Source organism: Massilia genomosp. 1, from assembly GCF_011682185.1.
GTDB lineage: Bacteria > Pseudomonadota > Gammaproteobacteria > Burkholderiales > Burkholderiaceae_D > Telluria_A > Telluria_A rubra.
The window spans coordinates 1-10,788 of record NZ_WHJF01000149.1 but is presented as its reverse complement, the minus strand read 5'-3'; the positions used below and the strand labels follow the sequence as shown (position 1 = coordinate 10,788).

At 66.6% G+C, this 10,788-nt stretch carries 10 protein-coding genes; 8 read left to right on the top strand and 2 right to left on the bottom strand.

All coding sequences use genetic code 11. The features are described 5' to 3' along the window. Nucleotides 1-165: 165 nt before the first annotated feature. The 4 genes from F1735_RS30790 (at nt 166) to F1735_RS30775 (ending at nt 6,438) form a co-directional block, all read left to right on the top strand. Nucleotides 166-690, top strand: a complete 525-nt coding sequence (locus F1735_RS30790) for a hypothetical protein (RefSeq protein WP_167240473.1) — start codon at nt 166-168, stop codon at nt 688-690. Beyond that, complete coding sequence (locus F1735_RS30785) at nt 681-1,112, top strand: PIN domain-containing protein (RefSeq protein WP_167240471.1); 432 nt, start codon at nt 681-683, stop codon at nt 1,110-1,112. The genes F1735_RS30790 and F1735_RS30785 overlap by 10 nt, the downstream gene beginning before the upstream one ends. 296 nt (nt 1,113-1,408) lie before the next feature. Next, a complete protein-coding gene (locus tag F1735_RS30780; RefSeq protein ID WP_167240469.1) occupies nt 1,409-2,680 on the top strand; it encodes an exonuclease SbcCD subunit D C-terminal domain-containing protein in 1,272 nt (423 codons plus the stop codon). After that, entirely contained in the window at nt 2,677-6,438 is a 3,762-nt protein-coding gene (locus F1735_RS30775) for an AAA family ATPase (RefSeq protein ID WP_167240467.1), read from the top strand. The genes F1735_RS30780 and F1735_RS30775 overlap by 4 nt, the downstream gene beginning before the upstream one ends. Nucleotides 6,439-6,586: 148 nt before the next feature. Here F1735_RS30775 and F1735_RS30770 read toward each other — a convergent pair whose 3' ends face one another. Next, nucleotides 6,587-6,739 carry a hypothetical protein gene (locus tag F1735_RS30770; protein ID WP_167240465.1) on the bottom strand — a complete coding sequence of 51 codons (153 nt, stop codon included), beginning with the start codon at nt 6,737-6,739 and terminating at the stop codon, nt 6,587-6,589. Nucleotides 6,740-6,862: 123 nt separating this feature from the next. Between F1735_RS30770 and F1735_RS36955 the strand changes: the two genes are divergently transcribed. The 4 genes from F1735_RS36955 (at nt 6,863) to F1735_RS30750 (ending at nt 10,043) form a co-directional block, all read left to right on the top strand. Then, nucleotides 6,863-7,075, top strand: coding sequence for a hypothetical protein (locus F1735_RS36955; protein ID WP_167232555.1), 213 nt, complete (start codon nt 6,863-6,865; stop codon nt 7,073-7,075). 104 nt (nt 7,076-7,179) lie between these two features. Continuing rightward, nucleotides 7,180-8,031 (top strand): hypothetical protein, encoded by an 852-nt coding sequence (locus F1735_RS30760; protein WP_167240463.1) that lies wholly within the window; start codon nt 7,180-7,182, stop codon nt 8,029-8,031. Between the two features lie 99 nt (nt 8,032-8,130). Further along, on the top strand, nt 8,131-9,288 hold the full coding sequence (locus F1735_RS30755; protein ID WP_167240462.1) for a methyltransferase: 1,158 nt from the start codon (nt 8,131-8,133) through the stop codon (nt 9,286-9,288). Next, nucleotides 9,267-10,043, top strand: coding sequence for a substrate-binding periplasmic protein (locus tag F1735_RS30750; protein ID WP_167240461.1), 777 nt, complete (start codon nt 9,267-9,269; stop codon nt 10,041-10,043). The genes F1735_RS30755 and F1735_RS30750 overlap by 22 nt, the downstream gene beginning before the upstream one ends. A gap of 28 nt (nt 10,044-10,071) precedes the next feature. Here the strand turns inward: F1735_RS30750 and F1735_RS30745 are convergent. Continuing rightward, on the bottom strand, nt 10,072-10,788 hold a 717-nt coding region (locus F1735_RS30745), incomplete at its 5' end, for a hypothetical protein (protein WP_222853124.1).

Here is a 10,788-nt window from a genome sequence, read left to right as displayed (position 1 = left end):
TTGCTCGTCCTGGGTAAGCACAATCTCCGTCGCAATTCGCATTAGCTTTCTCCTGGTTGATGCACAAGAATAGCGCCTCATCCGCGATATTTCAATACGAAGCACTGAGAATGCAACACTACACTAGACTGATGCGGCATGCATGGATAACCGAGGGAACAACGCATGAGCTCACAAAATCAAAGCAGTGGCGATACCGCGAGGGGCACAGATCGGCCCTCTCCAGCAAGCGCGACGCCGGATGAAAGCGGGGATCAGGCGGCCCGCACGGTCCCGCCGCCATCCTACTCGACGCATTTCCATCTGAGCTACGTGACGACCGTGCATACAACAGGGAAAATTGTTGAGGACAGAAAGGTCCATCAAATTCTCTATACCTATCGGCCAGAGGCGGGGACGAGCAATTCGGTTCCGCAAGCTCGCATGGCGATCACTTGCCAAATCGAGAGCGAGGGTAAACATGAGCAGTTGCGCCTGCGCGTCGACAGCCCCCCCTTCGAAACGGGACTGGTTTCTGCCCCGGAAGTTCATCTTCCGGGGCAGAAACCAGAGTCATCTGACGATGCCTTGAAAAGCATACGTGAGAGACGTACTGCGGTCCTCAAAGAGATGTTTGGAATTTGGAAAGATCGCGATGATATACCCGAGGGTCTTCAATTTCAAAAGGCAATGAGGGACGAATGGGGTTAGTCTTATTTGACACAAACATTCTTGTCGATGCTTTGAAGGGTATTCCGGAAGCCCGTCAAGAGCTGGACTATTATGCCAACCCTGCGATCAGCGCTATCTCATGGATGGAGCTGATTGCTGGCGCACCGCTCCTGGCACAGTTGCGCGCGCATGCATTTTTGGTCAGTTTGCGATTCGACGTCATTCACACAAATGAAGCGATCATGCACGAAGCAGCTGCAGTTCGCGGCGCTAGTATCCGCAGGCCGCCGAAGATGGCGCTACCAGACGCCATCATCCGAGCCACCGGAAATGTTACGCAGCGACTGCTCATCACCCGGAATACAGAGGATTTTTTCGGCTCAAACATTCGTGTTCCCTATGAACTTGACACGCAAACCATTGTACGCGTCATTAATGTCGTTCCGCCGCCCCCGCCATGACGGCGCAAAAACACAAATCCGCCGGCTGCATGACGCGGGGCTGCTGGCGGCCGCACCATTAGTTGCGTGGGGCGAAGGCCACCTGAGACGCACTAACAAGGGGGGGGCATGCCGCTCGCCTGTCAATTAACTGAATTTTACCAATTATTTCAAGGGGCGAATGATCTTCCGTATTGCCAGGAAGATGGTGCGCACCGCGCCATGCAACGCCGGCTTGGCCGCCGCCTGCGCCGGCGCCGGTCGTGCGCCGCCATATTGCGTTATATTGAGCGCCTGTTCCTCGCCTCAACAAACCTATGCGCCTGCTGCACACTTCCGACTGGCATCTGGGCCAGACTCTCCACAATCACGACCGCACCTACGAGCACCAGTGTTTTCTCGACTGGCTGCTCGACATCATCGTGCTGGAGCGCCCCGACGCGCTGCTGGTCGCCGGAGACGTGTTCGACACCGCCAACCCGTCCGCCGCATCGCAAAAGCAGTTGTACCGTTTCTTGCAGCAGGCCCGCACCCGCGCGCCCTTGCTCGATATCGTCATCATCGCCGGCAACCACGATTCGCCCGGCCGCCTGGAAGCGCCCGCGCCGCTGCTCGAAGCCTACGGCACCACCGTGGTCGGCCACGTGGCGCGCCGGCGCGACGGCGAGATCGACCTCGAACGCCTGATCGTGCCGCTGCACGACGCGGCCGGCGCGGTGGCGGCGTGGTGCATCGCCGTGCCCTTCCTGCGCCCGGGCGACGTGCCGCGCCTGGCGCCGCCCGAGCCGGTGGCGCCAGCGACAGAAGCGCCGCCGCCCGACCCCTACCTGAACGGCATCGCCCTGCTCTACCAGCAGGTGTTCGCGCTGGCCAAAGCGCGTTGCGAGGACGGCCAGGTGGTCGTCGCGATGGGTCACTGTCACATGGTCGACGGCCAGGCCTCGCTCGACTCCGAGCGCCGCATCGTCATCGGCGGCACCGAAGCGCTGCCGGCGGCGATGTTCGATCCGGCCATCGCCTATGCCGCGCTGGGCCACCTGCACCTGGCGCAGCGCGTCGGCCAGAAGGAGCAGGTGCGCTACAGCGGCAGTCCGCTGCCGCTGTCGTTCTCCGAAGTGGCCTACCAGCACCAGGTTTTGCGCGTCGACCTGATCGACGGCGCCGTCAAGGTCGACGCGCTGCTGGTGCCGCGCGCGGTCGACCTGCTGCGCGTGCCGGCCCAACCGGCGCCCCTGGAAGAAGCCCTGGCCGCGCTCGCGGCGCTCGAGCTGGAAGACTTGCCGCTGCCGGCCCAGCCCTTTCTGGAGGTGCGGGTGTTGCTGGACGCGCCCGAACCGGGCCTGCGCGGCCGGGTCGAAGCGGCCATCGCCGGTAAACCTGTGCGCCTGGCGAAAATCGAACCGACCCGCAAGCACAATGGCGCGGGCGAGGCGGGCACGGTACTCTCGCTCGAGCAGTTGGCGCAGATCCAGCCTGACGATATTTTTCGCCGCCTGTACCGCCAGAAGTTCGGCGACGAGGCACCGCCCGACCAGCTCAGCGCGTTTGCGGAACTGATGCTGCCCGGCGCGCACGGGGACGACGCATGAAAATCCTCAAGATCAGCGGCAGGAACCTCGCTTCGCTGGCCGGCGAATTTTGCGTCGACTTCGAACAGGAGCCGCTCGCTGCGGCCGGCCTGTTCGCCATCAGCGGCCCCACCGGCGCGGGCAAAAGCACCCTGCTCGACGCCCTCTGCCTGGCCTTGTACAACGCCACGCCACGGCTGCTCAAGATCGTGCGCAATGGCAGCGTGCTGCCCGATGTGGGCCAGGACACCGTGTCGGCCCACGATCCGCGCACCTTGCTGCGGCGCGGCGCGGGCGAGGCGTATGCCGAAGTCGATTTCGTCGGGAACGACCAGTTGCGCTACCGCGCGCGCTGGAGCGTGCGGCGCTCGCGCGGCAAGGCCGGCGGCGGCCTGCAGCCATCGGCCATGAGCCTTCAGCGCTTGCCGGAGCTGATCGCGCTCGGTGGAACAAAAACCGAAGTCCTCGACGAGATTACCAAATGTATCGGGCTCTCGTTCGAACAGTTCACGCGCGCCGTGCTGCTGGCGCAGAACGAGTTTTCCGCCTTCCTCAAGACCGAGGAAAACGACCGCGGCGAGCTGCTCGAGACCTTGACCGGAAGCGCCATCTACAGCGCCATTTCAAAGCGCGCTTTCGAGCGCTTCAGGAACGAGCAAAAGGAACTGGAACACCTCACCGCGCGCCTGGCCGACCAGGCCCCGCTGCCCGCCGAGGCGCGCGCCGGCATCGACGAGCGCAGCGGCGCCGCCGACATCGCCCTGGCGGCGCTGGACCAGCGCAAGGCCCTGCTCGAGCATCAACTGCGCTGGCACCAGGAGCGCGCGCGCCTGCGCCGCAACGAGCTGCTGGCCGAGGAAACGCTGGCCAGCGCCCGCGCCGACGCCACCCAAGCCGAGGCGCGCCGGCGCCACCTCGCCACGCTGGACGCGCTGCAACCGGCGCGCGCGCTGCTGGCCGAACAGGCCCGGCTCGACGCCGACCTCGCCGCCATCGAGCAAGCGCTGGCGGCCAGCGGCGGCGAGCTGCAACGCGCCCAGGACACGCTGCAAGGCGCGACCGTCGCTTTCGCCGACGCCAGCGCCGCCTTGCAGGACAAGGAACAGGCCCTGCGCGCCAGCGCCCCGCAGCTGGACCAGGCCAAGGCGTTCGACGCCAGCATCGCGGCGCTCAAACCGTCGCACGCCAAGGCGGCGCAGGTGCGCGAGCACGCCACGCGCGACGCCGCCCTGGCCGGCGCCGCGCTGCAAGCGCAAGGCGCCGAACTGGCCGCGCTGCGCAGCGCGCACCAGCAAGGCGCCGACTGGCTGGTGCGCCAAAGCGACTGGGAAGTACTGGCCGCCGGGTGGCCGCGCTGGGACATGCTGTTCGCCCAGGCCGCGCAGGCCGCTGCCCAGGACAGCGCCAGCGCCGCCGGCCTGGAAGCGGCGCAGCAAGCCATGCTGGCCGCCACCGACAGCGAAGCGCGCGCCGCCGAAGCGCTGGCGCAATCGACCCAGCAACTGCAAGCGTTGGAGACCACGCGCCAGCAAGCCATCAGCGCGCTCGACGCCATCGACGCCGACCAGTTGCGCGCCGAACGCACGGCGCTCGACCGGCATCGCGACAGCCTGGTCGACGCCGAGAAAATCTGGGCCGGCGTACACGCGACGCGCGAGCGCCTGCGCCAGGCCGCCGCCAACGCGGCGCGGGCGCGCGGCGCGATTGCCGCCGCCGACACCGCGCTGGGCGCGCGCGCGGCCGCCGCCGGCGCGCTCGACGCGGCACTGGCCCAGGCCGAGCGCTCACTCAAGATCGCCGAGCTGGCGTGCGCCGACAGCGTCGTCGACCTGCGCGCCAACCTCGATGACGGCCAGCCCTGCCCCGTGTGCGGCAGCGCCGAGCACCCGTACCAGCACCAGGATGCGGGCCTGCGCGCCATGCTCGGCAGCCTGCGCGCGGAAGTGGCCGCGTGCCGCGCCGCGCTGCAAGAGAACCTGTCGGCCCAGGCCAGCGAACGCGCACTCGCCGCGGCCGCCGGCGCCCAGCTCGACGCCAGCGTGCGCGAACACGAGCTGCTCGACGCCACCCTGGCGGACGCTCACGCGGCATGGAACGAGCACGCCTTGGCCGACGTCGCGCCCGAAGAAACCGCACGCGGCGCGTGGTTCGCCAGCGAAGCGGCCGCGCTCAAGACGCGCTCGCAGCAGCTCGACGAACGCGAACGGGCCGCGCGCGCGGCCGCCAGCGCGCGCGACGCCGCGCAGCGCGCCTGCGATACGGCCAACAGCGCCCACGCGCGCCTGCAGGAAGCCGCAAGCGCCGGGCGCACCGCCCTGGCCCAGGCCAGCGCCCAGCACGCGGCGCTGGCGGACAAGCGCGCCCGCGCGGCAAGCGCCCTGGCGCAGCTGCTGGAAGAACTCAGCCCCGCCTTCAGCGGCGACGGGACCAGCGCATGGCGGCGCGATGCGGCGGCGTTTCGCGACGCGCGCGCCGCCGAAGCGCAGCAATGGCGCACGCAATCGGCGCAGCACGCCAGCCGCGCCGCAACGATCCTGACGCTGGAAGCGGCCAATCTGGCGGCGGCCGGCGACCTGGAACGTACACGCCAGGCCAGTGCCGGCGCCCACGCCGACTTTGCGCGGATCGACGCCGAGGTCCAGGCCATGCATGCGCAGCGCGCCGCGCTGTGGGGCGGGCAGCCGGTGCGCGAGATCGAGGCGCAGCTGGCCGGCGCCGTCGACGCGGCCCGCGCCGCGCTGGCGCAGCGGCAAAGCGCCGCCCAGCAAGCGGCGCAAGCCGAAACGCGCGCGCGCGACGCCCTGCTGCAGCTTGGCGCCCGGCTCACCGCCTCGCAGACCGGCAGGCAGCAGGTGAGCGAGCGGCTGGCGCAGTGGCTGGCCACCTACGGCGAACGCCATCCGGCGTTGGAGAGCGTGGCCGATGGCGCGCGCCTGGCCGAACTGCTGGCGGAGGACGCCGGCGTCATCCTGCAGGAGCGCGCCGCCTTGCAGGGGCTCGACGAGCGCAGCGCCAACGCGGCGGCGGTGCTGGCCGAACGCCGCGCCCAGCGCGAACTGCACGAACAGCATGAGCGGCAGGAGCGGCATGGCGACGATCCGGCCGCCACCGAGGCCTTGCTGGCGCACACCCTGGCCGAGCTGGTCGACGAGCGCAACGCGGCCGCCGGCGACGCCGCCGCGCTGCGTTTGCAGGTCGCCCAGGACGACCTGCGGCGCGCGCAGGCGCAGGCGGTCATGGCGCAGATCGAGGAGCAGCAGTTGCGCGAGCGGCGCTGGGGCAAGATGAACGAGTTGATCGGCTCGGCCGACGGCAAGAAATTCCGCAACTACGCGCAGCAGTTCACGCTCGATGTGCTGCTCGGGTACGCCAACAGCCACCTGCATCACCTGGCCAAGCGTTATCGCCTCGAACGGGTGGTCAACGCAGCCGGGCCGTCGCTCGGGCTGATGGTGCGCGACCAGGACATGGGCGGCGAGGTGCGCTCGGTCAATTCGCTCTCGGGCGGCGAATCGTTTTTGGTGTCGCTGGCGCTGGCGCTGGGACTGGCGTCGCTATCGTCGAACCGGGTGCGGGTCGAGTCGTTGTTCATCGACGAGGGCTTCGGCAGCCTCGACAGCGACACGCTGCGGGTGGCGATGGATGCGCTGGACGGCTTGCAGTCGATGGGCCGCAAGGTCGGCGTGATCTCGCATGTGCAAGAGATGACGGAACGCATTGCAACGCGCATCCTGGTGCAGCCGGGCGGCGGCGGCACCAGTACCGTGACGGTGCAATAGAGCGCCCGGTTTGTTTTCAAGCAGCTAGCGGGGGCCTCGAAAAACCGTAGCGAGCGGCGCAAGTTTCGTCAGAGAAGCGCAGCCGTACGAAGGTACGGTGAGCATCGCAGGGCGAAAATTGCGCTGCGCAGTAGGTTTTTCGAGCTCCCTATCGTTTTGCTTTCGCCAACTGCACCTTGCTCCGCTCCCATCCCAGCTCGCGCCGGATTTCCTGCGCGTCCGGTGGCGGGCGGCGCTGGGCGATTTGCATGCGCAGCCACTGGCGCACGCTTTCCTTGCTTGGTTGCTTGTCGGTGTTCATGTTGCTTCCTGTCTCGATCAGTTCGCCCAGGGGCCTGCTCCGTTAACGCTGTGCCAGGCCAGCAGTTGACTGCTTATGCGCACCCCGATGATAAAATGCGCGTTTTACGTCCGGATCTTTCCCATGTCAAAACCCGCCCGCGTGCTGACCTTTAAATGCGTCAAGTGCGAGAAACCTGTCAAAGTCTTCCTGCAGAAAGTGTCCGCCTGTTCCCACATCCAGCCCTATCAGGGTGTGTGCGCCTGCGGGGAAATCAAACGCCATGCGACAGGAAGCAAGGACGCAGTTCAATCCTATCTCGCTTCGCCAGAAGGGCAATGGTCCCATCACCATTGATTGAGATGCCTCAAGGCAATAAAAAAATAATAGAAAAATAACTAAAGTAATCGGCATGGCGGCCGTTATGGTCAGTAACACAACGTTTTTATTGTCTGACCGCCATGTCTTTTTTGTCCGCCCTGAGCGCCCGCGCGCCCGTTTCCACTGTCCCTCCTGCCGTCGCGCAGGGTGGCGGCCGGAACGTGGGCGCGCAACTGACGCCGGCCAGCGGCAATGTCGCCCCGCGTTTGCCGGTGGTCGATCCGGTGTCGCTGTATAACGATAACGTCAGCTTGTCGCCACAGGGCATGATGAACCGGGTCGGCGCGCTGGCCAGCTCCACCGTCGAGGTGGCGCAGAAGTTTCTCGATACCTTTGTGGGCAAGTTGTTCGGCGACGCGGCCAAGGGCGCCACGGTCAGGTTCGACGCCGTGGCGGTGCAGGCGCAGTCGGCGTTGTCAAGCGCCGCCAAGCAAGACGGCAGCGTGCGCAGCAGCGCCTTTTCCCTGAACGAGTCCGCCAGCTTCATCGGCACCGGCCAGTTGCTGACAAACGACGGCCAGACCTTCGATTTCGAGCTGGAAGTCAATTACGAAGCCAGTGCCAGCCTGGCCGGCGCAGCGCGCGCCGACCCGGCGGCGGGCACCGCATCGGCCAATCGCCCGGCCCTGCTCGATTCACCCGATGTGCTGGTACTGACCGGCAAACCGCTGCCGCCGGTGAAGTTTCCCGGCAGCCTGGACGACCTGTTCAAGCTGCTCGGACGCGAATTGCAGGCCAACGTGAATGGCCCGTCCGGCGAAGGCGGCGGTGAACTCAGCCTGCGCCTGTTGCGCCTGGTCGACCGCGCCGCCCTGCTGGCCCCGCGCCCGCGCGCCGACCAGCCGGACGCGCCGCTACCGGAGCGCAGCAAGGCATTGGCCAGCGCCTACGGCAGCGCGCCGGCGGGCGCGAGCATGCTGGCGCGCGCCTGACCAGGCCACAGGCCCACGTATAATAGTGATATCGACGCCTCGTGCCCCGCACGGGGCGCTTGCCGTTTTCCGTTTTCGCACCACTGACCGATCGCCCCCATGCAAGCTGAACACACTGCCGACGCCCCGGCGCGCATCCACTGGACCGAAGAGGGCCAGCCGCGCAGCGCGCGCTGGCGCTCCGAGAGCGGCATGCCGCCGCCCAAAAAGGTCGTCATCGCCGACGACAAAACCCCGGCCGACGTGGCCTACCGCCTCGCCTGCGAAGGCACCGCCCTGCTCTGGCGCGGCGACTTCCACAACGCGCGCCAGCTGCTGCAAGCGCTGGCGCGCCGCGCCGACCACAAAGGCGGGCGCGCCAAGGCGCCCAAGACGCCCGCCTCGCCGGCCGACGCCTTCCACCTGCACCGTCAGGCGCAGTCGCAGCGGGCCCGCACCCTGGCCATGCTGCTGCTGCCGTTCGAGGCCGACTACAGCGTGCCGCTGCGGCGCGCGCCGGATGTCAAGCAAGCCTGCAACGAAGCCTACGGGCGCGGCGACGAAGCTTTCGTGGCGTCGATGCGCGAGCTGCTTGGCCTGATCGGCGCCCACGAGTGGCGCAAGAACGGAGTCGAGATTGCCGCGCTGGAGGCACGCATCCACCCGCACTACGGCGTGTTTTCGCCCATCCGCGGCGAGTACGTGACCTTGGTGGCCGAGGCGCCGCTGCCGGACGGGTGCGCGCTGGCGTTCGACATCGGCACCGGCACCGGCGTGCTGGCGGCCCTGCTGGCGCGGCGCGGCGTGGAGCGCGTGGTGGCGACCGACATGGATGCGCGGGCGCTGTCCTGCGCGCGCGAAAACCTGCAGCGCCTCGGCCTGGCCGGCACGGTCGATGTGGTGCAGGCCGACCTGTTCCCGGAAGGGCGCGCCAAGCTGGTGGTGTGCAATCCGCCTTGGCTGCCGGGGCGCCCCAGTTCGTCGATCGAGTACGCGGTGTACGACCCGGACAGCCGCATGCTCAAGGGTTTCCTCAATGGCCTGGCGGCGCACTTGGCGCCCGGCGGCGAGGGCTGGCTGATCTTGTCCGACCTGGCCGAGCACCTCGGCCTGCGCCCGCGCGAGCAGTTGCTCGCGCTGATCGCGGACGGCGGGCTTGACGTCATCGAACGCCACGACGTGCGTCCCACCCATCCGCGCGCGTCTGACGCCGCCGACCCGCTGCACGCCGCGCGCGCCGCCGAACTGACATCGCTATGGCGCCTGCGCGCACTGTAAAGGGCCTGCTGGCCGCCGCAGCGCTGTCGGCATGCACGCACGCCGCCGCCTGCAGCCGCCCGCTGAACATGGTCAGCGAGGAGTGGCCGCCCTACTCCTTCACCAACGAAGAAAACCTCCAGACCGGCCTCGATATGGACATGGCCAAGGCCATCCTCAAGGAAGCCGGCTGCACCCTGGTCACCGCCCCGCCGCTGCCGACGGTGCGGCGCATGCTGCTGTTCGAGCGTGGCGACTTCGACCTGATGCTGGCCGCCACCGACACGCCGGAGCGGCGCCGTTTCGCGCGCTTTTCCGCCCCCTACCGGCATGAGACAGTGGCGCTGTTCGTGCTGGCGCGCGACTATGCGCGCTACGCCGGCGTGACCAGCATGGCGGCCGTTGCGCGCGGACAGGCGGCCGTGCTGGCGCCGCGCGTCGGCTGGTACGGGCCGCAATTCGCGCACGCCGCGCCAGGCCTGCGCGCCGCCGGACGCCTGTTCGAATTCGGCGCCTTCGAGCAGGGCATGCGCATGCTGGGCGCCGGACGCGCGCAACTGATCATGGGCGACCGCGCCGCCATCATGTACGAAGCGCAGCGCCAGAAGCTGGTGCTGCGCCAGTTGCCCTTTGTGCTGCAGCAGGCGCCGGTGCATCTGATGCTCAGCCGCGCCAGCACCACCGACGACGACCTGGCGCGCATCAATGCCGCCATCGCGCGGCTGGAGAAAAACGGCGCCCTGCAAGCGCTGCGCAATCGCTACGATTTGCGCTGATCATCGAACATGTAGCAACTCGACCGTTTCAATTTCGATCGCTTTGCGGCTCCACCGCACGCACGCTGCCATGGCGTGTCATCAATTCATTTTCGATAGCACGATATGCGCTATCGCTTCGTACGAATCCCCCCGGCCTTCCATCCAAGTTGCCCGGAGCGCACCTGTCACCGTCCCGGGCAGGTCGCTCAACAACAAATTCAGTGGGCGGATCTGCACGATGGGGAGCGGTACCCGCAGCGTCATCCATTGTTTTTTGAAAAATATCGGTCTGAGTGACCGACTTTCGTTCTTCCAGTCGAGGTTTATTAGCATGAGTGATGCTGATAGATTCAAACTTGCCGTTCCCATCTTGCTGCCCGACCTTGACATGTAAACTCTCGCCTGGCTGCAATCTTCCGGTAATGTCGGCACGTAGATCTTGAGTGGGCTTCCATCGACCTTCGACACTAAAATCCTTACTCACTTCCACCAATTCTTTGACAGCGGCGATTACTTGCATTCCTCCGTTAAGCTTCGCGAGCCCTTTAACGTCTCTGGATTCTTTTTCGATCTGCACTCTTTCAATGGTGGATTCTTTGAGAACATCCCGTTTGTATATGTTGAATTCTGATTGCTTTTGGTGATTAGCGCTGATCTTCAGCATAACTGAACTTTGGTCGCCGTTACGTGTCCAACCTTGCATATGCGTGCGCGGTGGCGCAGGCGGGAGAAGATTATGGCGACGATGAATCGGGTTCAGTTT

Bases quoted from the DNA above. Each gene is read 5' to 3' on its own strand.
- F1735_RS30790 (WP_167240473.1), top strand. From the start codon at position 166: ATGAGCTCACAAAATCAAAGCAGTGGCGATACCGCGAGGGGCACAGAT.
- F1735_RS30785 (WP_167240471.1), top strand. From the start codon at position 681: ATGGGGTTAGTCTTATTTGACACAAACATTCTTGTCGATGCTTTGAAG.
- F1735_RS30780 (WP_167240469.1), top strand. From the start codon at position 1,409: ATGCGCCTGCTGCACACTTCCGACTGGCATCTGGGCCAGACTCTCCAC.
- F1735_RS30775 (WP_167240467.1), top strand. From the start codon at position 2,677: ATGAAAATCCTCAAGATCAGCGGCAGGAACCTCGCTTCGCTGGCCGGC.
- F1735_RS30770 (WP_167240465.1), bottom strand. From the start codon at position 6,739: ATGAACACCGACAAGCAACCAAGCAAGGAAAGCGTGCGCCAGTGGCTG.
- F1735_RS36955 (WP_167232555.1), top strand. From the start codon at position 6,863: ATGTCAAAACCCGCCCGCGTGCTGACCTTTAAATGCGTCAAGTGCGAG.
- F1735_RS30760 (WP_167240463.1), top strand. From the start codon at position 7,180: ATGTCTTTTTTGTCCGCCCTGAGCGCCCGCGCGCCCGTTTCCACTGTC.
- F1735_RS30755 (WP_167240462.1), top strand. From the start codon at position 8,131: ATGCAAGCTGAACACACTGCCGACGCCCCGGCGCGCATCCACTGGACC.
- F1735_RS30750 (WP_167240461.1), top strand. From the start codon at position 9,267: ATGGCGCCTGCGCGCACTGTAAAGGGCCTGCTGGCCGCCGCAGCGCTG.